General features: G+C 70.7%; 29 protein-coding genes. 11 read left to right on the top strand and 18 right to left on the bottom strand.

Translation table 11 applies throughout. The features are described from left to right. Nucleotides 1-34 precede the first annotated feature (34 nt). Both BLW84_RS20980 and BLW84_RS20975 read left to right on the top strand, forming a co-directional pair. The gene (locus tag BLW84_RS20980; RefSeq protein WP_245761277.1) at nucleotides 35-322 is read left to right on the top strand and encodes a hypothetical protein; all 288 of its coding nucleotides are present in this window, start codon (nucleotides 35-37) and stop codon (nucleotides 320-322) included. 295 nt (nucleotides 323-617) lie between these two features. Further along, nucleotides 618-3008 (top strand): ATP-dependent Clp protease ATP-binding subunit, encoded by a 2391-nt coding sequence (locus BLW84_RS20975; protein WP_425441730.1) that lies wholly within the window; start codon nucleotides 618-620, stop codon nucleotides 3006-3008. Between the two features lie 5 nt (nucleotides 3009-3013). On the opposite strand, the gene BLW84_RS20970 is transcribed toward BLW84_RS20975, so the two are convergent. Continuing rightward, entirely contained in the window at nucleotides 3014-3547 is a 534-nt protein-coding gene (locus tag BLW84_RS20970; RefSeq protein ID WP_093267725.1) for a P-loop NTPase family protein, read from the bottom strand. Nucleotides 3548-3859: 312 nt separating this feature from the next. Between BLW84_RS20970 and BLW84_RS20965 the strand changes: the two genes are divergently transcribed. Next, entirely contained in the window at nucleotides 3860-4321 is a 462-nt protein-coding gene (locus BLW84_RS20965; protein WP_177226606.1) for an STAS domain-containing protein, read from the top strand. Between the two features lie 127 nt (nucleotides 4322-4448). On the opposite strand, the gene BLW84_RS20960 is transcribed toward BLW84_RS20965, so the two are convergent. Continuing rightward, nucleotides 4449-4739, bottom strand: coding sequence for a hypothetical protein (locus tag BLW84_RS20960; RefSeq protein ID WP_245761276.1), 291 nt, complete (start codon nucleotides 4737-4739; stop codon nucleotides 4449-4451). Between the two features lie 155 nt (nucleotides 4740-4894). Between BLW84_RS20960 and BLW84_RS20955 the strand changes: the two genes are divergently transcribed. Further along, the gene (locus tag BLW84_RS20955; protein WP_093267722.1) at nucleotides 4895-5440 is read left to right on the top strand and encodes a DUF1697 domain-containing protein; all 546 of its coding nucleotides are present in this window, start codon (nucleotides 4895-4897) and stop codon (nucleotides 5438-5440) included. 54 nt (nucleotides 5441-5494) lie between these two features. On the opposite strand, the gene BLW84_RS20950 is transcribed toward BLW84_RS20955, so the two are convergent. Genes BLW84_RS20950 through BLW84_RS49185 form a run of 4 tightly spaced genes read right to left on the bottom strand, consistent with a single transcriptional unit; the run spans nucleotide 5495 to nucleotide 7632 of the window. Continuing rightward, on the bottom strand, nucleotides 5495-6415 hold the full coding sequence (locus BLW84_RS20950; protein ID WP_245761275.1) for an RNA polymerase sigma-70 factor: 921 nt from the start codon (nucleotides 6413-6415) through the stop codon (nucleotides 5495-5497). After that, nucleotides 6412-6705 (bottom strand): hypothetical protein, encoded by a 294-nt coding sequence (locus BLW84_RS49190; RefSeq protein ID WP_245761274.1) that lies wholly within the window; start codon nucleotides 6703-6705, stop codon nucleotides 6412-6414. Before BLW84_RS49190 ends, BLW84_RS20950 begins: the two co-directional genes overlap by 4 nt. Further along, the gene (locus BLW84_RS20945; RefSeq protein ID WP_245761273.1) at nucleotides 6683-7486 is read right to left on the bottom strand and encodes an NAD(P)/FAD-dependent oxidoreductase; all 804 of its coding nucleotides are present in this window, start codon (nucleotides 7484-7486) and stop codon (nucleotides 6683-6685) included. Before BLW84_RS20945 ends, BLW84_RS49190 begins: the two co-directional genes overlap by 23 nt. Before the next feature lie 2 nt (nucleotides 7487-7488). After that, on the bottom strand, nucleotides 7489-7632 hold the full coding sequence (locus BLW84_RS49185; protein ID WP_245761272.1) for a hypothetical protein: 144 nt from the start codon (nucleotides 7630-7632) through the stop codon (nucleotides 7489-7491). A 349-nt stretch (nucleotides 7633-7981) separates the two neighbouring features. On the opposite strand from BLW84_RS49185, the gene BLW84_RS20940 reads away from it, so the two are divergent. Further along, nucleotides 7982-8995, top strand: a complete 1014-nt coding sequence (locus BLW84_RS20940) for a methyltransferase (protein WP_093267720.1) — start codon at nucleotides 7982-7984, stop codon at nucleotides 8993-8995. A gap of 119 nt (nucleotides 8996-9114) precedes the next feature. Here BLW84_RS20940 and BLW84_RS20935 read toward each other — a convergent pair whose 3' ends face one another. Continuing rightward, on the bottom strand, nucleotides 9115-10029 hold the full coding sequence (locus tag BLW84_RS20935; RefSeq protein ID WP_093267719.1) for an aminoglycoside phosphotransferase family protein: 915 nt from the start codon (nucleotides 10027-10029) through the stop codon (nucleotides 9115-9117). 152 nt (nucleotides 10030-10181) lie between these two features. On the opposite strand from BLW84_RS20935, the gene BLW84_RS20930 reads away from it, so the two are divergent. Then, a complete protein-coding gene (locus BLW84_RS20930; RefSeq protein WP_093267717.1) occupies nucleotides 10182-11225 on the top strand; it encodes a hypothetical protein in 1044 nt (347 codons plus the stop codon). 2 nt (nucleotides 11226-11227) lie between these two features. Here the strand turns inward: BLW84_RS20930 and BLW84_RS20925 are convergent, their stop codons facing one another. The 6 genes from BLW84_RS20925 to BLW84_RS20900 all read right to left on the bottom strand — a co-directional run bounded on the left by BLW84_RS20925 (nucleotide 11228) and on the right by BLW84_RS20900 (nucleotide 17279). Further along, entirely contained in the window at nucleotides 11228-12022 is a 795-nt protein-coding gene (locus tag BLW84_RS20925; RefSeq protein WP_093267715.1) for a maleylpyruvate isomerase family mycothiol-dependent enzyme, read from the bottom strand. A 63-nt stretch (nucleotides 12023-12085) separates the two neighbouring features. Then, nucleotides 12086-12859, bottom strand: a complete 774-nt coding sequence (locus BLW84_RS20920; protein WP_093267713.1) for an enoyl-CoA hydratase/isomerase family protein — start codon at nucleotides 12857-12859, stop codon at nucleotides 12086-12088. Beyond that, nucleotides 12852-14369, bottom strand: coding sequence for a tripartite tricarboxylate transporter permease (locus tag BLW84_RS20915; protein ID WP_093267711.1), 1518 nt, complete (start codon nucleotides 14367-14369; stop codon nucleotides 12852-12854). Before BLW84_RS20915 ends, BLW84_RS20920 begins: the two co-directional genes overlap by 8 nt. 178 nt (nucleotides 14370-14547) lie before the next feature. Beyond that, complete coding sequence (locus tag BLW84_RS20910; protein ID WP_093267709.1) at nucleotides 14548-15033, bottom strand: tripartite tricarboxylate transporter TctB family protein; 486 nt, start codon at nucleotides 15031-15033, stop codon at nucleotides 14548-14550. Further along, complete coding sequence (locus BLW84_RS20905) at nucleotides 15030-16007, bottom strand: tripartite tricarboxylate transporter substrate binding protein (protein WP_093267708.1); 978 nt, start codon at nucleotides 16005-16007, stop codon at nucleotides 15030-15032. The genes BLW84_RS20910 and BLW84_RS20905 overlap by 4 nt, the downstream gene beginning before the upstream one ends. A gap of 51 nt (nucleotides 16008-16058) precedes the next feature. Then, nucleotides 16059-17279 carry a CaiB/BaiF CoA transferase family protein gene (locus tag BLW84_RS20900; RefSeq protein WP_093267856.1) on the bottom strand — a complete coding sequence of 407 codons (1221 nt, stop codon included), beginning with the start codon at nucleotides 17277-17279 and terminating at the stop codon, nucleotides 16059-16061. 184 nt (nucleotides 17280-17463) lie between these two features. On the opposite strand from BLW84_RS20900, the gene BLW84_RS20895 reads away from it, so the two are divergent. From BLW84_RS20895 to BLW84_RS20880, 4 genes are all read left to right on the top strand, one after another. Further along, nucleotides 17464-18225 (top strand): GntR family transcriptional regulator, encoded by a 762-nt coding sequence (locus BLW84_RS20895; protein ID WP_093267706.1) that lies wholly within the window; start codon nucleotides 17464-17466, stop codon nucleotides 18223-18225. Next, nucleotides 18222-18752, top strand: a complete 531-nt coding sequence (locus tag BLW84_RS20890) for a gamma carbonic anhydrase family protein (protein WP_093267704.1) — start codon at nucleotides 18222-18224, stop codon at nucleotides 18750-18752. The genes BLW84_RS20895 and BLW84_RS20890 overlap by 4 nt, the downstream gene beginning before the upstream one ends. Nucleotides 18753-18890: 138 nt before the next feature. Then, on the top strand, nucleotides 18891-19391 hold the full coding sequence (locus BLW84_RS20885; RefSeq protein WP_093267702.1) for a MarR family winged helix-turn-helix transcriptional regulator: 501 nt from the start codon (nucleotides 18891-18893) through the stop codon (nucleotides 19389-19391). Then, nucleotides 19388-20635: an MFS transporter gene (locus BLW84_RS20880; protein ID WP_093267701.1), complete on the top strand. Its 1248-nt coding sequence runs from the start codon at nucleotides 19388-19390 to the stop codon at nucleotides 20633-20635. The genes BLW84_RS20885 and BLW84_RS20880 overlap by 4 nt, the downstream gene beginning before the upstream one ends. Before the next feature lie 9 nt (nucleotides 20636-20644). Here BLW84_RS20880 and BLW84_RS20875 read toward each other — a convergent pair whose 3' ends face one another. The 4 genes from BLW84_RS20875 to BLW84_RS20865 all read right to left on the bottom strand — a co-directional run bounded on the left by BLW84_RS20875 (nucleotide 20645) and on the right by BLW84_RS20865 (nucleotide 22737). Continuing rightward, nucleotides 20645-21391, bottom strand: a complete 747-nt coding sequence (locus tag BLW84_RS20875; RefSeq protein ID WP_245761271.1) for a putative protein N(5)-glutamine methyltransferase — start codon at nucleotides 21389-21391, stop codon at nucleotides 20645-20647. A gap of 220 nt (nucleotides 21392-21611) precedes the next feature. Next, nucleotides 21612-21818 (bottom strand): hypothetical protein, encoded by a 207-nt coding sequence (locus tag BLW84_RS20870; RefSeq protein ID WP_177226605.1) that lies wholly within the window; start codon nucleotides 21816-21818, stop codon nucleotides 21612-21614. Nucleotides 21819-21848: 30 nt separating this feature from the next. Further along, entirely contained in the window at nucleotides 21849-21980 is a 132-nt protein-coding gene (locus tag BLW84_RS49930; RefSeq protein ID WP_281247427.1) for a hypothetical protein, read from the bottom strand. 496 nt (nucleotides 21981-22476) lie between these two features. Further along, nucleotides 22477-22737 (bottom strand): Prokaryotic metallothionein, encoded by a 261-nt coding sequence (locus BLW84_RS20865; RefSeq protein ID WP_093267697.1) that lies wholly within the window; start codon nucleotides 22735-22737, stop codon nucleotides 22477-22479. Nucleotides 22738-22854: 117 nt separating this feature from the next. Here BLW84_RS20865 and BLW84_RS20860 point away from each other — a divergent pair, with 117 nt between their 5' ends. Beyond that, the gene (locus BLW84_RS20860; protein ID WP_245761270.1) at nucleotides 22855-25890 is read left to right on the top strand and encodes an alpha-mannosidase; all 3036 of its coding nucleotides are present in this window, start codon (nucleotides 22855-22857) and stop codon (nucleotides 25888-25890) included. 58 nt (nucleotides 25891-25948) lie between these two features. Here the strand turns inward: BLW84_RS20860 and BLW84_RS20855 are convergent, their stop codons facing one another. Beyond that, on the bottom strand, nucleotides 25949-26932 hold the full coding sequence (locus BLW84_RS20855) for a quinone oxidoreductase family protein (protein ID WP_093267696.1): 984 nt from the start codon (nucleotides 26930-26932) through the stop codon (nucleotides 25949-25951). Nucleotides 26933-26970 lie beyond the last annotated feature (38 nt).

Here is a 26970-nt window from a genome sequence, read left to right as displayed (position 1 = left end):
TGCCGATTCCGGCGAGTCGGGCTATTCGGCCGAGGTGGCGTGGCAGGTCGGCGAGGCCGCCGCCGCGCTAGGCGATCGGCTGCGCGACCCCGCTGTGCCGCACAGCGTCGAGGAGATCGAGCAGGTCATGCGCGGGTTCTCGTTGACGGTCGAGGGCATGGCCGTCGGGTGTGGCGGGGTGACCGAGTGGCTGCGGGCGGCCGGGCACGTCGGTCCGCTGTCCGGGCACGCCAGCGTGATGTCGGAGCGCCTGTCGCACATCGGCAAGGAGCTGACCCGGTTGGCCGACGCGATCGAGAAGGCGCAGAAGCGCGCGAGCTGACGCGGGGCGCGCGGGCGAACACTGTCGGTGCGGCGCCGCGGCGAGCGCAGTGGTGCTGCACGGCTGTTGCGGGCCTCTCAGTATGTTGGTGCCAACATCACGATCGCGATGATCGAACTGCGCTCCGCGGAGCGGGCTCGGTGGCGTGGTCGTGGGGATCAGCGCGGCGCCGTTGGTGGGCGCGTTGGCGGGTCGGCGGTCGGGCGCCGGTCCTGCCTTGCGGGTGCTGCGTGCTGGTCTGCTGCTGGAGTTCGGTTGCAGGCGGGGCCTGCGTGTGCGTGTGGAGGTGGCCCCTTTGGTTCGCGGCAGTGTCGGTGATTCCTCTGCCGCCTTTGATTCGCTGTTCAGCGAGGTGTTCTCGGGGACGTCGGCGGATGCTTCTGCGTCGGAGCGCGGTCTGGCGTTGGGCACGTTGCTGGATGCGCAGGCGCACGAGGTGGTGTCGAAGGCGGTTCGGGCCACTGTGGACTGGGGCAGCCGGGAGCTGGACGGTGCGCATCTTCTGTGGGCGGTGACGCAGGTGCCGGCGACGGCGGAGTTGCTGGTGTCCTCCGGGGTAAGGGTGGAGGAGTTGGCGGCCGCGGTGCGGTCGGCGGTGGAGGCGCAGGATTCGGGGGCGGCGGGCCGGCCGGTGCTGTCGTCGGCGGCTCGGCGGGCGTTGTTGGGGGCTTATCAGCAGGCGTTGGGCGAGGGTGTCGACGTGGTGGGGGCGCGGCACCTGGTGTTGGGGTTGGCCGCGGATGCGGATTCCGTGGCCGGGAGGGCGTTGGCGCGGGCGATCGAGTTGGGTGATCGGGGTGCGGCTCGGTCGGTGTTGAGCGTGACGCCGCGGCTGGACGAGTTCGGGCTGGATCTGACGGAGCTGGCACGGGCCGGGAAGCTGGATCCGGTGGTGGGCCGGGATGCCGAGATCGAGCAGGCGATCGAGGTGCTGGGGCGGCGGTCGAAGAACAACCCGGTGTTCATGGGGGATCCGGGGGTGGGCAAGACCGCGATCGTGGAAGGTTTGGCGCGGCGGATCGTCGAGGGCGCGGTGCCGTGGTCGTTGGCGGACATGCGGGTGGTGTCGCTGGACCTGGCCGGGATGGTGGCCGGGGCGAAGTACCGGGGTGAGTTCGAGCAGCGGTTCCGGGATGTGCTGGCGGAGATCCGGGCACATCGGGAGGACGTGCTGGTGTTCATCGACGAAGTGCACAGCATCGTAGGGGCCGGCGCGGGCGAGGGTTCGATGGACGCGGGGACGATGCTCAAGCCGGCGTTGGCGCGCGGTGAGGTGCGGTTGATCGGGGCGACGACCGTGGAGGAGTACCGGCGGCACGTGGAGAAGGATCCGGCGTTGGAGCGCCGGTTCGCGCCGATCATGGTGGGGGAGCCGTCGGTGGCCGAGACGGTGGTGGTGCTGGAGGGGTTGCGGGAGAAATACCAGCGGCATCACCGGGTGCGCATCGATGATGGTGCGTTGTCGGCGGCGGCGGAGTTGTCGCAGCGCTACATCGCGGATCGGTTCTTGCCGGATAAGGCGGTGGATCTGCTGGACCAGGCGTGTTCGCGGGTGCGGTTGCGGCGCGGTGGTGAGGTGCGGGAGTCGGCGGTGTTCGAGCCGACGGTGGTCGCGGATGACGTGGCGGACGTGGTGGCGTCGCGGACCGGGATTCCGGTGGCGGATGTGAGTGCGCAGGACGTGCAGCGGTTGCTGGAGTTGGAGCAGCAGTTGCGGTCGCGGGTGGTCGGTCAGGATGCGGCGGTGGCGTCGGTGGCCGAGGCCGTGCGGCGGGCTCGGGCCGGGTTGGCGGATCCGGATCGGCCGATCGGGAGTTTCTTGTTCCTGGGGCCGACGGGTGTGGGCAAGACGGAGTTGGCGCGGGCGTTGGCGCATGCGTTGTTCGGTGATGCGCAGCGGTTGTTGCGGTTGGACATGGGGGAGTTCCAGGAGAAGCACACGGTGTCGCGGCTGGTCGGTGCGCCGCCGGGGTACGTGGGTTATGGCGAGGCGGGGCAGTTGACGGATCGGGTGCGGCGGCAGCCGTATTCGGTGGTGTTGCTGGATGAGGTGGAGAAGGCGCATCCGGATGTGTTCAACACGTTGCTGCAGGTGCTGGATGCGGGGCGGTTGACCGATTCGCAGGGTCGCTTGGTGGATTTCCGCAACGTGGTGGTGATCATGACCTCGAACATCGGGGCGGATCGGGTGCTGGATGCGGGGGCCGATGCCGGGGAGTCGGCGTTGGTGGTGTTGGAGGAGTTGCGGGCGTTCTTCCGTCCGGAGTTCATCAACCGGATCGATGACGTGGTGGTGTTCCGGCCGTTGGGGGCGGAGCAGTTGCGGCGGATCGCGTCGTTGTTGCTGGAGCGCACGGGCGCGCAGTTGGAGGCGAAGGGCGTCCGGTTGGTGGTGGGTGATGCGGGCCTGGATTGGTTGGTGGAGCGGGGGTATCAGCCGGAGTTCGGGGCGCGGCCGTTGCGGCGGGTGATCGCGCGGGAGTTGGACAACCGGCTGGCGTCGATGGTGTTGGCGGGCACGGTGTCGGCGGGTGATCAGGTGTCGGTGGATGTCGTTGGTGGGGAGTTGGCGTTGTCGGTGACGTCGGTGTGGGAGCCGGTGTCGGGTGGTCGGCATGCGGCGCCGGTGGAGCGTGCTGAGGTGGAGGGTTCGCAGCCGGTTCGGAGGCACAGCGTGTTCGGGTGAGCGCGTCAGCGGTGCAGCGTGGCGATCCAGGTGGTGAGGTCCTTGGGGCGGCGGAATCGGTGGACGGTGGGGCCGTGGGGGTTGGCGGCCCATTGCCGGATTCGGGTGCGTTTGGTGTGGAAGGACCGGAAGTGCCAGAGCAGGATGGAGTCGTGTGCGAGGAGGGTGCGGATGGTTTCGCGGTTTCCGTTGCAGACGGTGGTCCTGTTGATGACGCGGGCGATGCTGCGTCGGAGCAGTCGGCTCAGGGACAGCCAGCGGGGGTAGTCGAGGGCGACGATGAGGTCGGCGCGGGCGAGTGGGATGTCGAGCCACTGGCCGTAGGCGGAGTCGAGGATCCATTGCTGCTGGGTGCAGATGTCGTGGATCTTGTCGCGTTGTTCGTGTGTGGGGATCTGGATCCAGTCGGGTTCCCAGGTGAGGTCGTCGACGGAGTGCCAGGGCAGGCCGGTGGCTCGGCTGATGCGGCTCGCGGCGGTTGATTTGCCGGATCCCGTGACGCCGTAGACGACGATGCGTTGGGCTGGGCTGGCCGGCATGGTCGTGAGCTTAGCGTGTTGCGGGTGTCGGAACGCCGGGTCGTGGTGACTCTGTGCGACTGGGTGGTGGTCGGCGGTGGGGCGGTGTGTCGCCCGGCTGGTCGGTATTTTGGCTCGTTGCAGCTTTGTGGCCATCTGATCGGGAGCGAATTTCACACGAACGTGGCGAGCCTTGTTCGGGTCGGGCGGCGGCTCCTACGGTGGGGGGTGCGGTTGAGCAGCCGCCACGGAGTACCCCTTGCGTTGAGCGCAGCGGCGAGTTCGCGGTCCCGTGGCCAACCGAACCGTCGATACGCAACCAGGGGAGGTAGCGTGATCGTCTCCAGATCCGGGATGTCATCGGCCGCGTGGGTGAGCGTGGGCCACGAGATCGTTGCGCCGCGCGCGTCCGACGATCCGGTCGTCGGGCATTCGATGTGCACGTCCGCATTAAGGCTGGCCGTGGAGTGGCCCGTGCCGGGCGTGGTGGTGGTGCGCATCGGTGGTGAGATCGATCTGTCCACGGTGCCCAGGCTGACGGAGTTGATCCGGCAGCGGCTGACGGCCGCGGCGTTGCAGGCCATCGTGGTGGATGTTTCGGAGGTGTCGTTCGCCAGCAGTGCGGCGATCGAGTTGTTGTTGCACGCGCAGCGTCGTGCCGAGCACCGGCGGACCAGGTTGTTCGTGGTTCCTGGTCATGGTGCGGTGCTGCGGTTGTTGACGATCACGCGGCTGCGCGAGCGGTTCGTGTGCCGGGCTTCGGCGGCGGAGGCGGTTGCTGAGGCGCGTGGGTGACGCGCCTCAGCGGTGTCAGCCGTCGTTCCGAGGACGCGGCGGTCGGTGGCGAAGTGTTGTGCGACATGCTGCCAGGCCTTGGTGAAGTGTTCGGCCGGTTCGGGGTGTACGTGAATAGTTTTCGCGATCAGGGGGTCTGCTGTCCGGCCTGGAACGACACCGCCCGCGCCGTGTTCACCCGCGCGTTGAGGTCGGCGACTGCCATTGGCGAGGTCACTGCGATCTGCGTGAAGTGCAGCAGCCGCGGCCCCTGCACCCCGACCTGCACCCAGCCCTCGGTGCGTTCCTCCTTCGCCAGCAAGAACAACAGCCCTAGCAAGCAGAAGAAGATGAACAGCACGCACAGCACGATCGCCCACGCCGGGATTGTGCGGGTCGTGCGGCTCATGTCGGTGAACGTCCACGCCACCTCGCCCACCGGGGCCGTTCCTGAGGGCGTCATGACCTCTGTCCGGGTGCACACGATGTCCCCGATCGTGACGACCGGAAGCGGGGCTGAGAAAGGGACGACCATGGGTGATCATCTTAGGAGCAAGCCGTCCGACCCCGCCGGAGGATGGCAGGATTCCCGCCGTGCACACCTACATCGCACTGCTGCGCGCCGTGAACCTCGGCAGCCGCGGCCGCGTCGCCATGGCCGACCTCCGCGACCTGGTCGCCGCGGCCGGGCATGGTGACGTCGCGACGTACCTGCAGAGCGGCAACGTCGTCTTCACCTCCGATCGCACCGACCCCGAGGCGCTGTCGGCGGACCTGCGGCGGCGGCTGGCCGGCGAACTCGGCGTGGACACCCCGGTCCTGGTGCGCACCGGCACCGAGATCACCGGCATCGCCGCGCACCACCCCTTCCAGGACGGTCAGCACGACCACGCCAAGCTGCACGTCGCGTTCCTGACCGCCGAACCCGACCCCGGCCAGGCCGCGCAGCTGGCCGTGCCCGACGGGGCGCCCGAAGAACTCCACCTGGCCGGCCGCGAGCTTTACCTGCACTACCCGGCCGGGGCGGGCCGGAGCAAGCTCACCGCCGCCTACCTGGAGAAGCGGCTCGGGGTCGGCCTCACCGCCCGCAACTGGAAGACAGTCACCGCACTGGCCGAACTCGCCCGGCAGCGGACCTGAAAACAGGGCGTGGCCCGGCGCACAGCGGCCTCGTGTCACGGTCGGACCTGGCGCTCACTGCGTCCCGATGTCGTAAGCGGTGCCGCCGGCGATGGCCTGGAGCTTGTCCGGGTTGGCCACGTTGTGGATCGCGGCGATGCGGCCGTCGGCGCCGAAGTCGAAGGTGACGGTGGCGATCAACCGGTCCGGTCCGCTGAACAGGATGCCCGGCCCGCCGTTGATCTCGACGAGTTCGGCCTTCATGTCGGCGGGTTCGATGCCCTGGTAGGTGACGGTGCCGATGGCCGCGAACCACCCGGCCACCGTTTCCGCGCCCACGACCGGGCGCAGCGCCTGGCGGACCTTGCCGCCGCCGTCGGTCCACAGCGTCACTTCCGGCGAGATCAACTTCATCAGGGCGTTGACATCGCCGCCGGTGGCCGCGGCCAAGAACCGTTCGGTGACGTTGCGCTGCTGCGAGCGGTCCGCGGCGAAGCGCGGCCGCCGGGCGTGCACGTGCTCCCGGGCCCGGTGCGCGCACTGGCGCACGGCGGCTTCGGAGCGCTCCACCACCTCGGCGATCTCGGCGTGGCTGAAGTCGAAGACCTCCTTGAGCACGAACACCGCGCGTTCGAGCGGGCTGAGCGTCTCCAGCACCACCAGCATGGCCATCGACACCGACTCGGCGTCGGCGACGCTCTCGGAGGCGTCACCGCCGGTCAGGATCGGTTCCGGCAGCCACGGCCCCACGTAGGTCTCCCGCTTGTGCCGGGTCGAGCGCAGCCGCTCCAGCGCCAGGTTCGACACGATCCGGGCCAGGTAAGCCTTGGGGTCGGCCACTTGTGAGCGGTCGGTGGCGGACCACTTGATCCAGGCGTCCTGGACCGCGTCCTCGGCGTCGGCCGCCGAGCCGAGGACGCGGTAGGCCACGGAGAACAGCAGGTTGCGGTGCTCGCGGAACACCTGCTGGTCGAGGTGGGCGGACAGGTCGGTCACCGGGCCTCCCGGACACGGGTGAAACGGCCCCCACGGGGCCAGAACACGCCCGAGACGGGCATCTTCTTCATGCGGCCGTAGGTCGGCCATGGTGAGGCGGTCACCGTCTCCTTGTACCGGACGGCCATGCGGCCGGTCAGGCAGATCCGGCGTGGGCTGTCATCGGGGCGGGTGAACTGCACCACGGCATCGTTTCGTCCCAGGCTGACCGGCGTGTGGTAGTAGCCGAAGCGGAACAGCTTGGGCTGCTTGCCGTTGAGCACACGGTCAATCGACAGCGCGGCGTGCACCCCGGTCGGCATGCCGCCCTGGCAGGTGCCGTGCATGACGCCGTAGCCCTGGCGGATCGCGGCCGCGTCGCCGATCGCGTACACCTCGGGATGGGTCCACCGACCGCAGCGCGGCGTCGGTGACGATGCGTCCGCGCTCGTCGACGGCCAGCCCAGCGGCGGCCGCCAGCGGCGACACCCGCGTACCGCTCGTCCACAGGACCGCGTCGGCGGCGATGCTCTCCCCGCCTGCCAGTTCGACGGTGTCGGGCAGCACTTTCACCACCTCGACCCTGGAGCGCACCTGGACGCCCAGCCGGTCGAGCGCGGCGTGCAGGTACGCCTTGGCTTTGGAGTTCATGGCGGCACCTGGCTCGGCCCGGCCCAGCAGCACGACGTTCAGCTCCGGGTGCCGCTCGGCGATCTCCGCGGCCGACTCGATGCCGGTCAGCCCGCTGCCGCCGACCACCACCGTGCCGCTACCGAGCCGCCCCAGCCGGTCGGCCAGCAACTCGGCGTCCTGGGCGCTGCTGAGGGTGTACGCGTGGTCCTCGCCCCCCGGCACCGCCGACGTGTCGGCCACGCTGCCCAAGGCGTACACCAACGTGTCGTAGTGCAGCACCTGGTCGTCGTCGATCCGCACGGTCTTCGCAGCCGCGTCCACCGCCGTCACCCAGCCCTGCACGAACCGCGTGCCCGTGCCGTTCAGCAGCTCCGGGATGCTCAGCTCGGCGAGCCGCTGGCCGGACGCCGTCATGTGCAGCCGCAAGCGCTCGGTGAACCGCTCCTGCGCGTTCACCACGGTTACCTGCACCTCTTCGCGCCGCTTGGTTCGCGCCGCTTGGTTCGGGCCGCGAGCTGGATAGCCGCGGCCATGCCCGCGTATCCCGCCCCCAAGATCACCACGCGGTGCGTGGTCGCCGTGCCGGTCTCCTGTCGTGCGCTCATCGTCGCGTCCTCCTCGACTCGCTTGCTGATGCCCACCAGATGGGGGCAGGCGGCCTGGACGTGACATGGGTCGGATGTGATGCGCAACACTATTCGAATGGGAAGCCGTCAGGCGACGGTCGACGGGGGACGCTGACGTCGAGCCCGAGCCCGCCGTGCGGTGCCGTCCCTCCGCTCATCGTCCACAATGGCCGAACCGCCGGGTGAACCAGGGCGGCATCTCGGCCTGTCCGGATGGTCGGGGCTTGATCGGTCGCTGGAGAAGGCACCCGGTGGCCGCCGTCGCTGGAAGATGCGGCGGTGGGTCGAATGGGTCAGCACAGCCCGTCGACATGGATAGGTTCGGGCCATGGACCTACCAACGGCAGCACCGTCGATTCGCGGCATGGCCGATCTGGCCACCCCTATGTCCATCCGGGTGGCCGCGACGCTCAGCCTGGTGGAGCACGCGGGGAGCGCGGGAGCGACGGCCGAGCAACTCGCCTCCGAGACCGGGACCTCGGCGCCTGCACTGCGACGCTTGCTCGATCACCTGGTCACGATCGGCGTCTTCGAACTCGATCCGCAGTCCAGCCGCTACCGGCCCACGGACCTCGGCATCCAGCTGAGCGAGGACGCTCCGGACGGGATCAAGCCCCTGCTCGACATCAACAGCGCCGGCGGCCGCGCCGAACTCGCCTTCGTCGAACTGCTCGGGACGATCACCACCGGTACGCCCGCCTACCCGCACCGGTACGGGCGCGATTTCTGGGCGGACCTCGACAGCCGGCCCGAATTGCGGCGCTCGTTCGACGCCCAGATGAACTGGCGGTTCCAAGCGCAGGCACCGCAGATCGCCGAGCGCTTCAACTGGAGCCGCTTCTCCGAGATCCTCGATGTGGGCGGAGGTGATGGGACCGTGCTCGCCGCGATCCTGCACGCCCATCCCGGCCTTCGCGGGCGTGTCCTGGACCTGCCTCCGACGGCTACCGTTGCCAACGACAGATTCGCGGCCGCTGGACTCGACGGTCGGGCCGGCGCCGTTTCCGGCAGTTTCTTCGATCCGCTGCCCGTGGGGGCCGACGCCTACCTGCTGTCCGACATCCTGCACGACTGGGACGACGAGCAGGCCCGCACGATCCTGGCCGGATGCCGCCGCGCTGCCGCACCCAGCGGCACCGTGGTGGTCATCGAGCCGGTGCTGCGGCAGGGCGTCGGCACCGCGATCGACCTGTTCATGCTGATGTGCTTCGGCGGCCGGGAACGCACGGTCGACGAGCTGGCCGAGCTGGCTGCCGACTGCGGACTCGTCCTCCGCGACTCGGTTCCGGTCGCGGACGGGCGGACGGCACTGGAATTCGGAGTCATGAACGGACCCGGCTGACGAACATGGCCCCGTGGTGCTGCCCGCCGCGAAGCTCGGGCAGCACCACTCCCACAACGGCCAGCTCGCCAGCCGACTCCAGGACCAGGAATCAACAGCGGTCGAGCACTCTGCCCTGGTCACGGTCCACAGCCGATCAGCGCCTCCGCCACGGCGACCTGCACGTCGTTCAGCTCGGTTTCGCCGTCCTCGATGTCCCACAGGCAGTTCTGCAGCACCCGCCCCAGCGTCCAGCCCGCCGCGCGCTGCCGATCCAGGCCCACCACCTCGATCATCGCCTCGAAGCGGCGTCGCACCGCCGCGGCCACATCGCCGGTGGCCACCACGTCGTCCCACCGGTTGTGCAGCGCCGGCATCAGTTCGAAACACGGGTCACCGGCCAGCGGCTGCGGGTCGATGGCCAGCCACGGTTCCCGTTGCGCCGCAAGAACATTGTCGTAATGCAGGTCCCAGTGCAGCAGTCGGTCGCCCGCCTCGCCGCGCAACTCCTCGACCACGCCCGCGCAGTGCTCCAGCAGCCGCCGTTGCGCCGGATCGGACAGCTGCGCGCACGCCTCGGGCACGTCGGTGAGCATCGCGGCCGCGATGTCCGACAACCGCCGAACGCCGGGCGGCGCGGGCACGGCGCTCAACCGCGCCAGCAGCCCGGCCAGGATCCGCGTCGCCGCCACGTCATCGTCCACACTGGACAACGAGGTGGCCGTGAGCCGTTCCAGCAGCATGCTGCCCGAATCCGGATCGTGCTCCAGCAGCCGCACCGCACCTCGCCCGCCCCACACCCGCAGCCCCACCGGCTCCCCGGCGGTGTCCTCGGTGACCGGCTGCAACTTCAGCACCGCGGGGCTGCCATCGGCGCGCACGACCGGCAGCACCAGAGCCACCATGCCGTGCCGGGCGGCGCCATCCGGGCGCAGGCGCCACGCCGCCAGCCGCTGCTCGGCCAGCGCGGGAAGCCCGTCGATCCAACTGGATCCGCGGGAGCTGGTGCGATGGGTCGCCGCGAGCGCGGCCGGAACCACCACAGCAGGAGACATCGTCGAAACACCCCTTCGTCATCTGTGATCACGTGGACGAAGGAGTCCGGGGCGGGCCGCGACTACGTCAAAGCACGACACGACTCTAGCCGCTGCACGCAGCAGCACGACCATCCCCGCAACTCACCTCGGTCGCCTGCTTTGATGAGCTCATGCGCCGATCACGCACCCTCGCCGCGCCCTGGCTGGGCCTCGCTCTGAGCGCGGTCGCGTTGACCGGCTGCACCGCATCGGCCGACCCGCCCGAGTTACCACCGGCCGGGGTGTACGAACACGACGCGGCGGGGGAGACCTCGCAGGCCGAACCGATCTCGCCCGGCGGCACCGCCGCAGCGGTCACCGGCCCGTTGATCGACGCCGGCTGGTTCTGCGCGCAGGTCCGGGCCAACGCGGACGGGCGCGCCCTGTGGTGCCGGATCGGTCACCGAGACGACCGCGACACCACCGACGCGGTCGTCTCGCAGGTGGCGCAGTTCCTCCTCGACCGCGATGACCGGCTCGCGTGGGCGTGGTTCCAACTGCCCGACACGGCCCCCGACGGCGACGATCCGGTCACGGCCGCCGCGGCACCGGCGCTGTCCGCGATCTGGCCCGGCGCCGGTGACCGGATCCGGCAGGAGGCCGACGACTTCGAGCGCGACCGCACGCAGCGCCAGGACGGCGAGGTCCGGCGGACGGCGTGGCGGGACGGGCACGCCGACTACGTCCTGTCCGCCGTGGACGGGCTGGTCGTCACCGCTCGGGACACCTCGGTCCGGCGCTGGCCCTCCGGCGCCGAGCACTATGCGACGACGATGAGCTCCGCCGTCGACGACCTGCGGGCCGGCGGATACGACTGCTACTACCCGCCGCAGCAGTCCTGCAACCGCGTCCAGTCCAACGGCTACTTCCGGGTCTCGCTGCGCGGCGACCAGATCGTCTCGGCCCAGTTCGGCATCGGCAGCTGGATCGAGGGCGGTCGGCAACGGCATCTGCTCAGCCAGGAATTCCCGCGTGGGCTGACGTTCCTGACCGAGGGGGTCCGCCGCGCGGTCACCGACCGCATCGAGGACTGCCGCCGCTCCGGAACCAGCTTCGCCGGGATCGTGGCCGGGACCATCGTGATCGTCGACGCGCGCCGAGGCCCCGTCGACGGGGCCGACCACGTGACGTACCTCGACGTCCAGATCGGCGCACCACTGGCCGGCACCTACTAGCCTCAGAACGGCACCCGCGCGTCGCGAAGCGCGCCCAGCACCGCGCTGTCACCGTGCTCCACGACCAGATCCGGCTGCGGCTCGACGCGGCCCGAGAACATGCGCAGCACACCCACGGCATCGCCGCGCACGGTCGCCACGGGCGCATCCGCCCCGATCTGCCAGCCACCGGAGACCGCACCGGTGAGCTCCAGCACCAGCGGCGGCCCGGTCCACGCATCGTCGAGATCCCGCAGCACTTGCTCGACCACGCCGCGGTCGTGCTCGTGCGTGGCGAACGCCCGCCCGGTCGCCCGGCAGATGTCGACGCGGTGCATCCACATGTCGCGGGCCAGCACCACGTCCACCACGTACCCCATCGCCACCGGCAGCGTCCCCGGATAACCCGTGTCGAAGGTCTGCCCGCGCACCGCCTCGGTCATGCCCGGCAGTGCCCGGATCACCTGCCGCCACAACGGCGCGAACTCGGCCGCCAGCTCACCGGCCTGCCGGTCCCGCCACGCGTCCACCGCCATCTCGTTCAGCGCATCCAGCCGGTACAGCCGCGGATACCGCAGTGCGCCTTCCCGCGCCCGCAGCACCATGAGATCCGGGGCGAGCGCGGCCTCGGCGTTGCCGAGCACGTGGGCGACGACGTCGCGCACGGTCCAACGAGGGCAGTCGGTGGCCATCAGCCACTCCTCGGCCGACAACTCGCCCAGCACCGCCCGCATCGCCGCGACCTCTGGCCGTAGCACCTCCGCCGCGTGCGCATGCTCGGTTCGCGCCACATCATGGGCCCGCACGATGGTGGTCATGATCCACCCCCCTCGCTCGATCTCGGACAACCCCCGGATACCCCCGGGCGCCGCCCGCGACCCTCAGCGGCCGGTCCAGCGATGCGGCGTCTTGTCCAGGAAAGCGCGCACCCCGTTGCGGAAGTCCTCGCTGCCGAACACGGTGCGCACCAGGTCGTCGCCGTCGGGCAGGTTCGCCAACCGCAACCGGCGCACCGCCTCCTTGCCCGCCCACATCGTCAACGGCGCGTGCTGCGCCAACCGCGCGGCCACACCCGCCACGGTCTCCTCCAGTTCACCGACCTCGCACAGCCGCGCGACGAACCCCGCCGCATGCGCCTCGTCGGCGCTGAACATTCGCGCCCGCAACAACATGTCCTTCGCCCGCGCCGGCCCCAGGTGGAACACCAGCAGCGAATAGGTGTTCATCGACAGGCAGTTGCCCAGCGTCCGCGCCACCGGCACCCCGAACCGGCCCGTCGTCGTCGACACCCGGATGTCGCACGCCGCCGCCAACGCGATGCCCGCACCCACGCAGAACCCGGAGATCGCGGCGACCGTGGGCACCCTGGTGGTCTCCAACCGCTCCAGCACCGCCTCCATCCGCTGCTCGTAGGCCACCCCGTCCTCGCCGGAGGTGAACCCGGTGAACTGCGCGATGTCGGTGCCGGCCACGAACGCCTCGTCCCCGGCGCCGCGCAGGACCAGCACCCGGATACCGTCGTCAGCGTCGGCGGCCTCGCACGCGGCGACCAGCCCGTCGTACATCTCCCAGCTCATCGCGTTGCGCTGCCGCGGCCGGTTGAACGTCACCTGCAGCACGGCCCCCTCGCGGGCCACCAGCAACTCGTCAGACATGCGACTCCTCTTCGGACTGCTCCGGCGCGGCGCGCCGGAGGAACACCCGGGCGCGGCGGCCGAGCGCCGGGCCGGCCAGCAGCACCACCGCCAGTGCCAGGATCACCACCGCGATCGGCTTGGTCAGCACCAGCCACAGATTCCCGTCCAGCAGCGCCGAGGACTGCACCAGCGCCTTCTCGAACAACGCCCCGATGACCACCCCGACCACCAGCGGTGCCATCGGCAACTCGAAGCGCTTCATGCCGTAGCCGATGACCCCGAAGATCAGCACCAGCCACACGCTGAAGACGTTGTTGTCGATGGCGTAGGCCCCGACGAAGCTGGTGAAAAGGATCAACGGGTACAGGTAGGCGTAGGGGATGCGCAGCAGCTGCGCGAACACCGGCGCCAACGGCAGGTTGAGCACCAGCAGGATCACGTTGCCGATGAAGAACGACACCAGCAGACCCCACACCAGCTCCGGCTGCTCCTCGAACAGCAGCGGCCCCGGCTGCACCCCGTAGACCGTCAGCGCACCCAGCAGCACCGCCGTGGTCGCACCACCGGGAATGCCCAGCGTCAGCGTCGGGATGAAGTTGGCGTTGGCCGCGGCGTTGTTGGCGCTCTCCGGTGCCGCGACGCCCTGGATCGCGCCGTGCCCGAACTGCGCGGAGTTCCGGGAAACCCGCTTCTCCAGACCGTAGGCCAGGAACGACGCCAGCGTCGACCCCGCGCCCGGCAGCGTGCCCAGCAGGAACCCGATCGCGCTGCCCCGGCCGATCGCGCCGGCCGAATCCCGGATGTCGCGGCGGCGGATCATCAGATCCCGGAAGCGCGCGCGGATCGGCGTCGCCGCCCCCACCCGGATCTGGTACAGCACCTCGCCGACGGCGAACAACCCGATGACGACCTCGATGTAGGGGATGCCCGAGAGCAGCTCGATGCTGCCGAAGGTGTAGCGGGCCTCGCCGGTGCCCGCGTCGATGCCCACGCACGCCAGCAACACCCCGGCGCAGGCCATCGCCGCGGCCCGCAGCTTCGAACCGGTCGACAGCACCACCATCGTCACCAGCGCCAGCACCATCACCGCCAGGTTCTCCGGCGGCCCGAACCGCAACGCGAACTGCGCGAACGGCGGCGCGAGCGCGGCCAGCAGCACCAGCGACAGGATCGCCGCGGCGAACGACCCGATCGCCGCGATCGCCAGCGCCGCGCCCGCGCGGCCCTGCCGCGCCATCTGATAGCCGTCCAAAGTGGTCACCACGCTGGCCGCCTCGCCCGGCGTGGACAGCAGCACCGAGGTGATCGTGCCGCCGTACTGCGAGCCGTAGTAGATCCCGGCCAGCATGATCAGCGCGGTGACCGGCTCCACGGTCAGCGTCAGCGGGATCAGGATCGCCACCCCCGTGCTGGAACCCAGCCCGGGCAGCAACCCGATCACGGTCCCCAACACCACGCCGACGAAGCACCACAACAAGTTCGTCGGCGTGAAAGCAGTGGATAAACCCAGCAACAAGTTGTCGATCACTTGTGCCTCCGGTGAAAACAGGTGTTACCAATACGCGGCATCGGGGCTGTCCTCGCCAGACGACATCTGAGAACCCGCGGCGGTGCGAGTTGCGAGGGTGGGCTAAGCGGCTGACGCCGCTTCAAAACCGGCGAATCCGTGTCGAGCATGCTGGGCCTCCCGCCTCGACTCCGGTTTCTCAGAACCCGAACACCCCGGTGGGCAGCGGTACCCGCAGCACCACCGCGAAGATCACGTGCATCGCCGCCGCCGACACCGCTGAGAGCGCCAGCGAGGGCAGCACCTTGCGCCGCTCCAGCCAGGTGGAGATCACCAGCACCAGCAGCCCGAACGCGGTGACCATGCCCAGCAGCGGCACCACCAGCAGCGCCGCGGGCAACAGCGCGAACACCCGCCGCAAGATCCACATCCGCTGCGCGGGCGTTCGCCCGAAATCATCGGTGCCGCCCTCCGGGGCGGCCGGGGCCGGCCGGCGCAGCTGCTCGACCAGCAGCAGCACCGAGAACACCGCCAGCAGACCTCCAGCCACCAGCGGCAGGAACCCCGGCCCGATCCGCGACTCCGGCAGCATCACCCCGTAACCGACCGCGCTGACCGCGAAACCCGTGCCCACCAAAGCAAGCCCACCGAAGAGCGCCACCTGCGGCGACCGCTGCCCGCTCATCGCCGCACCACCTGCGCCAGCAGCTCCTCGTTGTCCCGCAAGTACGTGGTGAACTCCTCGCCGAAAGCCAACCGCGGCTGCAGGAACTCCGACTCGACGTACTCGGTGTAGGCGGGGGAGCCGGCGAAGCGGCGTGCCACCCCGATCCAGTACTCGGCGGCCTGCGGGTTGAGCCCGCCTGGCGCGATCATGCCGCGGAACTGCGCGATGGACACCGGCACGCCCTGCTCCACCGACGTCGGGATCCCCGCCAGCTCCGGATAGGTGTAGCGCTGGTCGGCGAACACGCACAGCGCCTTGAGCTGCCCGGCCCGCAGCTGGCCGACGACCTCGCTGGGATTCAGCGACGCCAGCTCCACCTGCCCGCCGAGCACCGCCGCCAGCGTCTCCCCGCCGCCCTCGTAGGGCACGGTGTCGAAATCGGCGCCGGCCACGCGCTCCATCTGCGAGAACACCACCGCATCCGGGCCTACCGCACCGGAAATCCCGGCCAGCACCCGCCGCCCGCGGCTCTGCGCCACCGCGTCCGCGCAACTGGTGATCGGCGACCCCGGCAGCGCCACCAGCAGCGTGTAGTCGTCGCCGATCTTCATGATCGGCGTGAAGCTGCGGTAGGAGAACGCCACGTCGACGCTCAACGGCAGCGACAGCAGCGACGTCTCGGTGGCCAGCAGGTAGTCCGGCGAACCTGCCTTGGCCAGGAAGTAGGAGTAGCCGACCGCGCCCTGTCCGCCCTCCCGGTTGTCGACGTTGACCCGCAGCCCCGGCTCCACGCCCGCGAGTCCGTCGGCCATCGCGCGCCCCGCGATGTCGCTGCCGCCACCGGCGGCGAAGGGCACCACCATCGTCACGTTCCCCACCGGCCGCGGCCCACCGGAACCTTCCTGCCCGGCGCTGCCGGTGGCGCACCCACCCAGCAGCACCGCCGCGCACAACGCGGCCACCACGCCGCGACTCCGCAACAACACGCGCATCGCTGCTCCTCCTTGAGCTGCGTCGCGAAAAAAAGGGAAGAAGTAGGGGATTTACTCGCCGGTGGCGATGACCCCGGACTCGCGCAACCGTTCCAGCTCCTCGGTACCGGCACCGGCCTCGGCCAGGACCTCCGCGGTGTGCGCGCCCAGCACCGGCCCGGCCGCGCCGCGACGCGCCGGGGTCGCCGACATCCGCATCGGCGAACCGATCTGCCGCACCTCGCCGAGCTCCGGATGCGGCGCGTCCCAGAAGAATCCGCGCTGCCCGAGGTGATCGTCGGTGAACACCTGGTCCATGGTCGCGATCGGCGCGCACGGCACCCCCGCGGCCACCAGCACGTCCACGATCTCCGCAGTCGTACGCGACGCCGTGGCCACCTCGATGGCCGCGATGAGGCTGTCGCGGTGGTGGTAGCGGTCGTAGGAACTGGTGTAGCGGTCGTCGTCGAGCAGTTCGGCGAGCCCGAGGGCATGGCAGAACGCCGGCCAGGTCTTCGTCGTCGTGGCCCCGACGGTCACCCACCCGTCCTTGCTGCGCACCGCCTGGTAGGGCGCGCTGTTCTGGTGCGCCGAACCGTGCGCGCGGCCGACCTCGCCGGTGGCGAAGTAGTTCCCGGCCTCCCACACCGCGAACGACACCCCCGCCTCGTACAGCGACACGTCCACGTGCTGGCCCTCGCCGGTGTGCTCGCGGGCCCGCAGCGCGGCCATCGCGGCCATCGCCGAGTACAACCCGCACACCAGGTCGCACATCGGCACCCCAACCTTGGCCGGCTCCCCGCCGGGCGGGCCGGTGATGCTCATCAGGCCCGCGCGGGCCTGCGCCATGATGTCCAGCCCGGGCTGAGCTGCGAGCGGCCCGTCCTGCCCCCACCCCGACGCCGACACGTACACCAGCCGCGGACTGCGGGCGTGCACGGCGTCGTAGCCGAAGCCCAGCGCGGACAGCGCGCCCGGCCGCAGGTTCTCCACCAGCACGTCCGCGGTGTCCAGCAGTGACCACAGCAGCCGCCGCCCTTCGTCGGTCTTCAGATCCAGCGCCACCGACCGCTTGTTGCGGTTGAGCCGTACGAACGGGGAGCTGTGGCCGTCGAGGAACGGCCCGGTCTGGCGCACCGGGTCGCCGCCGGCGGGGTTTTCCACCTTGATGACGTCGGCACCGAGGTCGGCCAGTTGCATCGTCGCGAACGGCGCGGCCATGAACGCGCCGATCTCCACCACGCGCACCCCGTGCAGCGGGGCCTGGGATCGGGAGTCCGGGGGAGAAGTCATGCGCGGCTCCAAGAAATCCGGGCGGAAACCGGATACCGTGATCGGCATCACCTGACTTTTGTCTACAGCAGGCAGATCGGAGCTGACAAGCTTTGTCCCACGAGGTTGCCCCGAGCGGACCAGCGCCACGGCACCGTCGCGAAAGCGCGCCGGAACCGGGCCCGGGAAGGGAAGACTGCTGGACGTGACCGGATCCGTTGAAGACAGCCCCGCGACCCGCCGGGCCCCGAGCATCGTCGGCCCACCGAGCCTGGTGGAGCTGGCCGCCGCGACGCTGCGCCGCATGATCATCGGCGGCGACCTGCTGTGCGGGCAGCGCGTCGTGGAGAACCGGCTGACCCACGAGCTGGGCATCAGCCGGCCGCCGCTGCGGGAAGCGCTGCGGGTGCTCGAACGCGAAGGCCTGGTGCGGCAGGTGCCGCGCAAAGGCGTGATCGTGACCCCGCTGACGCTGCACGACATCTACGAGATCTGCACCCTGCGCGCCGAATTCGAGCGCCTCGCGGTGCGCCTGGGCGTGCCGGTCACCGAATCCGCCCGGCTGCGCCGCTGCCGGCAGGCCCTGCAGCGGATGGACGACGCCGCGGTCACCGGCGACGAATCGGCCTTCATGGAATGCTCCTTCGAGTTCCACCTGTCGGTCGTCGGCCTGTCCGGGCACCAGCGCCTCGAAGACGCCTACCGGTCGCTGCAGCTGCAAGTGATGCTGTCCATGGCGCTGAACCGGAAAGCCCGCCAGGGCCGCGAAAGCCTCGCCGAGGACGTGGCCCGCCACCGGCGCCTGCTGTCGATCATCGAGGCCGGCGACCCCGAGGCGGTGCTCACCGAACTCGCCGAGCACGGCGACCGCACCTTCCTCGACGGCATCGAGACCAAAGTGGACGGACACACCGACGTGGCGCTGCAGTGGCTGCGGCGGCAGCGGGAGAAACAGGAGGAACAGTGAGTTCAGGCCCCTCGCACACGCTGACCATCGACGGGATCGCCCCGCAGCTCGACGCCGACGTGTTCGTCGCGCCCGGCGCCGCGCTCATCGGCCGCGTGCGCCTGGCCGCCGGCGCGAGCGTCTGGTACAACGCCGTGCTGCGCGGCGACCAGGAGAACATCAGCGTCGGCACCCGCAGCAACATCCAGGACGGCTGCGTCGTGCACGCCGACCCCGGCTTCCCGGCCGAGATCGGCACCGGCGTCACCGTCGGCCACAAGGCGGTCCTGCACGGCTGCACAGTGGAAGACGACTGCCTGATCGGCATGGGCGCGGTGGTCCTCAACGGCGCCCGCATCGGGGCCGGATCGCTGATCGCGGCCGGCGCCGTGGTCCTGGAAGGCACCGTGATCCCGCCGGGCTCGATGGTCGCCGGCACCCCGGGCAAGGTCCGCCGCGAACTCACCGAAGAAGAGCAGGCCGGCCTCAAGCTCTCCGCCGAGCACTACGTCACCCTGGCCGCCAAACACCGCGAAGCCCTCGCCTGACGCTGAGCGGGCCGCCTCTTCCGGCTGGGGCGGCCCGCTCTCAGCGCCGCGGCGAAAGCGCTCGGGTACACGAGGCCGGGGATCTTGCCCCAGAAAGAGCAACAGCACTTACATAAGCGCTGTTACAGTCGGCCGGTGATGATCGACGGTCCCGATCCGACCGAGGAAGAAAGCGTCTGGCAGCCGCTGCGCCGCCTGCTGGCCGACATGGACGACGAGATCGGCCGCCTGTACCGGCAGCGGGGCCTGGACGGCATCCGCCCGCGGTTCGTCATGCCCCTGATCCGCCTCGGCCACCGCGGCGCCATGACCATCCGCGAACTCGCCGGCGCCCTGGACGTGACCCACTCGGCGATGAGCCAGACCGTGAGCGCCATGCGCCGCGAAGGACTGGTGCGCAGCGTCGCGGGCACCGACGCGCGAACCCGCCAGGTGACGCTGACCAAACGCGCCCACGCGCTCCTCCCGCTGCTGGAAGCCGAGTGGCGGGCCACCGAACAGGCCGTCCGAGAGCTGGAAGGCGAACTGCCGCACCCGCTCAGCGAAGTGGTCCGGGACCTGGAGGAGGCCCTGGCGCGGCGCTCGTTCCACGACCGGATCGCCCACCACCTCCGGCGGTCGCCGGAACAGTCCTCGTGAGCCTGGCGGACCGGCTGCTCGACACCCGGCCGCTGCGCACCAGCGCCGCCTTCCGCCGCCTGTGGGCGGGAAGCGTCCTCTCCGCCCTGGGCGGGCAGCTGACGGTGGTCGCGGTGCTCTTCCAGATGTGGGAGCTCACCGGCAGCGCCCTCGCGGTGGGCGCGATCGGCCTCGTCCAGTCCATCGCGATGGTCTTCTTCGGAGTGCTCGGCGGCGCGTTGGCCGACGCCGTCGACCGCCGGCGCCTGGTGCTGATCACCACCGTCGTGCAGCTGCTGGCCGCCGGACTGCTCGCCGTGCACGCCGCCTCCGGCGCCGCCTCGATGTGGGGGCTGCTCGCGCTCACGGCGCTGCAGACAGCAGGCAGTGGGCTGGGCGCGCCCGCCCGCAAGACATTCGTGGTGCGCCTGCTGCCCGCCGACCAGGTCGGCGCGGGCATCGCCTTGACCAACCTCGCCTTCCAGGCGGCCATGCTGATCGGCCCTGCCATCGCGGGCGTGGTGGTGGGCCAGTGGGGCGTGGGCGCCTGCTACCTGCTCGACGCGCTGACCTTCGCCGCCGCGCTCTACGGCGTGCAGCGGCTCCCCGCCATGCGGCCGCAGGGGGAGACCGCCCGCCCCGGGGCGCGAGCGATCTGGGAAGGCTGCCGGTTCATCACCGGCAAACCCCTGCTGCACGGCGCGTTGCTCAGCGACGTCCTCGCGACCGTGACGGCCATGCCGATGGCGCTGTTCCCGCTGATCAACTCCGAGCGCTTCGGCGGGCACCCGGAAACCCTGGGGCTGTTCTTCTCCGCGGTCGCCGTCGGCGGACTCGCGGCGGGCGCCGCCTCCGGCATGGTGACCCGCGCCCGCCGACCGGGCGCGGTCATGCTGGCCGCGGCCGGAGCGTGGGGCCTGGCACTGGCCGGATTCGGCCTGGCACAGCCGCTGTGGCTGGCGCTGACCTGCCTTGCCGCGGCCGGCGCGGCCGACACCACCTCGGTGATCACGCGCGGGGCGATCGTGCAGCTGGCGACGCCGGACTCACACCGAGGCAGGGTCAGCGCCGTGGACCACATCGTCGGCGTCTCCGGCCCCGACCTGGGCAACTTCCGGGGCGGCCTGGTCGCCGACGCGACATCGGCGGCGTTCGCGGCCTTCTCCGGCGGCGTGCTCTGCGTCGTCGGCATCGTCGTGCTCGCGCTGACGAACAGATCCCTGCGCCGATTCGAGACCACCGCCCCGGAGCTGCCCGGCCGGTAGCCGGAAACGCTACGCCGCCGCGGGGTTGGCCCCCACCACGACCGTGGCATCCAGCTCCTCGCACCCGGCCACGCTCGGTACCAGCCCGGCATCCGCGAAGAGCTCCGCCGTGTGCGGCGCCTGGCGGCGGCTGGTCTCGATGAGCAGGTGCCCGCCCGGCGCGAGCCACTCCGGCGCCGCGGCCGCCACCCGGCGCTGGACGTCCAGGCCATCGGCGCCGCCGTCCAGCGCCACCTGCGGTTCGTGCAGCCGCGCCTCCGGAGGCATCAGATCGACCTCGTCGGAAGGCACGTAGGGGGCGTTGACCACCAGGACCTCGACACGGCCCCGCAACGCCACCGGAAGCGCCCGGTAGAGGTCGCCTTCGAAGACCTCACCAGTGATGTTGCGGCGCGCGCAGCGCACCGCCGCGGGATCGACGTCCGCGGCGTACAACTCCACCGGAAGCCGTGCGGCGAGCGCAGCGCCGACCGCACCCGAGCCGCAGCACAGGTCGACCACGACCGAGCTCGGCCGGGCCAGCACGGCGGCCTGCTCGACGAGGAACTCGGTGCGGCGCCGGGGAACGAACACCCCGGGATCCACGGAGATGCGCAGACCGCAGAACTCCGCCCAGCCCAGCACCTGCTCCAGCGGCAGGCCATCGACCCGGCGCTGCACCATGCCGGAAAGCTCGGTCGGGTCGGCGGCCGCCGACAGCAGCAGCCGCGCCTCGTCCTCGGCGAACACACAACCAGCAGCGCGCAGGCTGCTCACAACAGCGGAAAAAGATGATGACAACACAGAGATGAGAAGTGCCTTTCGGTGACCACGAGCGCTCTCAGCGACGCCGGTCACGGCGACGGAAGGAGAGCACCCGACCTGCAACAGCGGTAATGGGTCTCACCTCCTCGGTCGCGCATGTTGCGGCAACACTAGCAGCAGCACCGGAGCGGACCCACCCGCCACCCATCGGTCCACATAGGACTACCCTGGCTCATTCCTCGTAGGTGATCCGGTACTTCGCGGCGATGGCGTCAAGCGCGGCGGGATCCAGGCGGCCGCCGGAGCTCACCTGGGCCCGGGCCTCGATCAGGTCCTCGACGAAGCACTCCCACCCGCCGGGGGAAGAGGTCTGCGGCACGCGCGGCGGCGGCGTGGATCCCGGCCACAGGGCGTACGGGGCACCGTGCGGCAGGAGCACGAGCTGCCCCCGGGTCGCGGTGTTGCGGCCTCAGTCGGCGGTCTTGTAGTCCAGACCGAGCCCGCCGCGCATCTCGCGCAAGCAGTCCTCGAAGGCCGGGCGCAGGTCGGAGAAGGCGAAGTGACCGCCCGAAACGCACTGGTGCCGTGGCCGGCCGGCCACGGCACCAGTGTCTTCAGCAGGTTCCGGCATCAGTCGCCCGGTTGTTGGTCGCCCCGGTATTGCGTCGCGGCGCGTGGCCGCCGGACCGATGCCTCGACCGCGCCCGGCGAAGCGGCCGGGCAGGGTTGGGTACTGACGGACGTCAGCGCCGGGCGTGGCTGCTCGACGCAGGGTTCCGCATCACCATGCGGGCCCGCTGCATCTCACGTGCCATACCGCCCAGCCAGCGAACCAGACCTGCCATCGGGGCGTCCTCCACTAACTTCGAGGGGATGAGTCGACGGTGCTTCGTCCCGTTGTCAAATGCCGGACGCGACAACCGGCGCGAACCGGGCGGGATGAAGCCGTCTCACCCGCCATGTCGTCGCAGGTAGCTCCCGTGTTTCTCGCAATTCATAACGTATTGGTAACGAAGATTCAGATAGGGTGCTTATCCATCGATAGGGGCATGCTCGTTGGGCTTCGCCGACGCTGCGTGCATGCCCCGGGTGGACCATCAACCGGGATGCGCGCCGACGGTGTCACGCAGCTCCCCGGCCATGGCCATGTCCGACTGCCGCGCGCAATGCGCACAGCAGAAGAACCGGCCGCTGGCCTCCACCCCGTGCCCGAGAATCCGGGTCCCGCAGTGCTCGCACTGCGGCGCGAGTCGCTGCGCAGCGCATTCGAAGCAGTCGAAGGTGTGCACCCCACCGCCCACGGTGTGCACTTCGAAGGTCATCCAGTAGTCGTTGCCGCAGACTTCGCAGGTCGCCATGACGTCGCCTTTCCATGCCGACGGGTGGACACCCGCAGGATGCGTCCCTACCAATGGGTCAGCAACCGCACCACCACCCGATTCGCAGCTGCCCACCCGCCGCCGGGATATGCCAGCATGATCACGATCACACCGAACGCATCGGGGGAGCACATGCACGACGACCGCCGCATCGTCGAACAGCGCCTCGACCGGGTGCTGGCCGAACGCCTGCGACCCGCCTACTACGCCGAAACGCTGCCCTGCGACATCGCGGTCTGGCACGCGCCCGGCGAACCCGTGCCCGTCGCCGAGGCATTGCGCGCCGACTACGCGCCCGCCGGCATCGGCGAAGCCTGGGGACCCGCCTGGGGCACCAGCTGGTTCCGCCTCGCCGCGACCATCCCGCCGCAGTGGGACGGCCGCACCGTCGAAGTCGTGGTCGACCTCGGCTTCGACGCCGACCGCCCCGGATTCCAGTGCGAAGGCCTCGCCCACAGCGCCGACGGCACCCCCATCAAGGGCCTCAACCCCCGCAACACCTACCTGCCCGCCGGCCGCAACTCCGCCGGCCGGCACCGCACCTGGTACGTCGAAGCCGCCGCCAACCCGATCATCCTCGGCGACAACGGCTTCCGGCCCACCGACCTCGGCACCAAGCCCACCACCGCGACCCCGCCGCTGTACCGGCTGCGCCGCGCCGAACTCGCCGTGCTCGACGAACCCGTGTGGCAACTCGTCCAGGACGCCGAGGTCCTCGACCAGCTCATGCGGCAACTCCCCGCGGACTCACCGCGCCGCCACGAGATCCTGCGCGCCCTGGAACGCATGCTCGACCGCCTCGACCTGCACGACATCACCGGCACCGCACCCGCCGCCCGCGACGAACTCGCCGGCGCCCTCGCCCGGCCTGCGCACCACAGCGCCCACGTGATCTCCGCCATCGGCCACGCGCACATCGACTCCGCCTGGCTGTGGCCGCTGCGCGAAACCGTCCGCAAGGTCGCCCGCACCGTCGCCAACGTCACCGCCCTGATGGCCGAGCACCCCGACTTCCACTTCGCCATGTCGCAGGCCCAGCAGCTGGCCTGGATCAAGGAGCACCACCACCAGCTGTACGACCGCGTCCGCACCTTCGTGCACACCGGGCAGTTCGTGCCGGTCGGCGGCATGTGGGTGGAAGCCGACACCAACATGCCCGGCGGCGAGGCCATGGCCCGCCAGTTCGTCCACGGCAAGCGCTTCTACCTCGAGGAGTTCGGCATCGAAACCCGCGAGGTGTGGCTGCCCGACTCCTTCGGCTACAGCGCCGCCCTGCCACAGCTCGTCGCCCAGTCCGGCTCGCGGTGGTTCCTCACCCAGAAGATCTCCTGGAACCAGACCAACAAGTTCCCGCACCACACCTTCTGGTGGGAAGGCATCGACGGCACCCGGGTGTTCACCCACTTCCCGCCCGCCGACACCTACAACTCCGAGATCAGCGGCGCCGAACTCGCCCACGCCACCGACAACTTCGCCGAGCACGGCTACGCCACCCGCTCCCTGCTGCCCTTCGGCCACGGCGACGGCGGGGGAGGTCCCACCCGCGAAATGCTCGCCCGCGCCTACCGCACCGCCGACCTCGAAGGCTCCCCGCGCGTCCGCCTCGAAACCCCCGAGGAGTTCTTCGCCGCCGCCGAAGCCGACCACGCCCGCCCCGCGGTGTGGTCCGGCGAGCTGTACCTGGAGATGCACCGCGGCACCTACACCTCGCAGGCCAAGACCAAACAGGGCAACCGCCGCAGCGAACACCTGCTGCGCGAAGCCGAGCTGTGGTGCGCCACCGCCGCCATCGCCACCGGCCGCGACTACCCGCACGACGCGCTGGACCGGCTGTGGAAGCAGGTGCTGCTGCACCAGTTCCACGACATCCTGCCCGGCTCCTCGATCTCCTGGGTGCACCGCGAGGCCGAAGCCGCCTACGCCCGCATCGCCACCGAACTCGAAGCGATCATCACCGGCGCGCTGCACGCCCTGGCCGGCGAACCCGCCGGGCCGCTGACCTTCAACGCCGCCCCGCACGCCCGCGACGGCGTTCCCGCCCTCGGCGCGGCCACCGCGAACACCACCACCGCGGCGACGGCCACCCGCCACCCCGACGGCACCACCACCCTCGACAACGGCCTGCTGCGCGTCACCATCGACCACCGCGGGCTGCTGACCTCCGTCTACGACCACGCCGCCGAACGCGAGGCGCTGGCCGGCCCCGCGAACCTGCTGCAGCTGCACGCCGACCACCCCAACGCCTGGGACGCCTGGGACCTCGACGCCTTCTACCGGCACCACACCCAGGACCTCACCGAGCTCGACGAACTGGACCTCGACACCGGCACCGTCCGCATCCGCCGCCGCTTCGGCCGGTCCACGGTGGAGCAGCGCATCAGCCTCGCCGCCGACGCCCGCCGCGTCGACATCGACACCGACATCGACTGGCACGAAACCGAGAAACTCCTCAAGGCGGCCTTCCCGCTGGACGTGCACGCCGACCGCTCCGCCGCGGAAACCCAGTTCGGGCACGTCATGCGCCCCACCCACACCAACACCTCGTGGGACGCCGCGAAGTTCGAGATCTGCGCCCACCGCTTCCTGCACGTCGCAGAACCCGGCTACGGCCACGCCCTGGTCAACGACGCCACCTACGGGCACGACGTCACCCGCGACACCCGCGCCGACGGCGGCACGACCACCACCGTGCGCCTGTCCTTGCTGCGCGCGCCCCGCTTCCCGGATCCCGACACCGACCACGGCCGCCACCACCTGCGCTACGCCTTGGTCGTCGGGGCGGACATCGGCGACGCCGTCCGCGAGGGCTACCGCATCAACCTGCCCGAACGCGTCATCAGCGGCTCGCGGCCCGTCGCGCCCCTGGTGGCCGTGGACAACGACGCCGTCGTCATCGAGGCGGTCAAGCTCGCCGACGACCGAAGCGGAGACCTCGTGGTCCGCCTCTACGAATCACGCGGCGGTCGTGCCCGCGCCCGGCTGACCATCTCGTTCCCGGCCACCTCGGTCACCCGCACCGACCTCCTCGAACGGCCGCTCGCCGAACCCGACGCCACCACCGACGCATTCGACCTGCGGCTGCGGCCCTTCGAGATCCGGACCCTGCGCTTCGCCCGCCCGGCCGGGGCGTGACCGGCTTCGGGAACTGTGCGCACGCAACGACCAGAACCGCCGTCACCGAGGAGACCGCCTAGCGGGCCGCGACCTCGAGCACGATCTTGCCCGTGGTGGCAGCGGTTTCGATGCGGCGGTGGACGTCCGCGACCTGGTCCCACCGCAGGGATTCCACCTGCACGTGCAGATCCCCGCGCGCGGCCGCGGCCACCGCGCGACGCAATGCCCGTCCCGCGTGTTCGGGGTAGGCGGCCGAGAACGCGGCCAGGTTGAACCCGGATACGGTCTTGTTGGTGAACCAGAGCTCGTTGGCGGACACGCCCACGTCCTCGGCGCCGGAGGCGTTGCCCATCACGATCAACCGCCCCATCGGTGCCAACCCGTCCAGGCCGGTTCGCCTGTTGGCGCCACCGACCATGTCCACGACGATGTCGAATTCGCCGGCGTTGTCGAACCGGTCGCGCAAGACGACCTCGTCGTAGCCGAACCGCTTCGCCACGTCGATCTTCGCGGGACTGCCGACGGTACCGACGACCCGCCCGGCACCCAGCAGCCGCGCGACCTGCCCGAGCTGGCTGCCCACCCCGCCGGCGGCGGCATGGACCAGCACCTTCTCGCCCGGCTCGATCCGGGCCACCCGGTCGAGCACCAGGAACGCGGTCGTGCTGTTGGACGGCAGCGCCGCGGCGAGATCCAGGTCCGGCCCGTGCTCGTCGAGCGGGGCCACCAGATCCGCGGCGGTGACGACCACTTCGGCGTACCCGCCGCCGGCCACGATGGTCAGCGCCGCGACCGGCTGACCGACCCGCAGCCCGTCGACGCCGGGGCCCACGGCGCGGATGCGTCCAGAAACCTCGATGCCGGGCACGAACGGCAGCGGCACGTCGACCACGCCTTGCCGGTAGAGGACCTCGGCGAAGTTCGCGCCCGCGTAGGCCACGTCGATCGACACCTGGCCGGGCCCGGGCTCGGGGACGTCGAGCTCGGCGAAGCGCAGCACCTCCGCGCCGCCGAACTCGGGGATGGTGATGGCCTGCATCTGCGCGGTGTTGTTCGTCATGACGACGATCCTGCGGGCGCGGCGAGCGGGTAGGCAGT

It is taken from the genome of Saccharopolyspora shandongensis, assembly GCF_900106995.1.
Taxonomy (GTDB): Bacteria; Actinomycetota; Actinomycetes; order Mycobacteriales; family Pseudonocardiaceae; genus Saccharopolyspora; species Saccharopolyspora shandongensis.
This window is presented reverse-complemented; position numbering and strand designations above follow the sequence as displayed.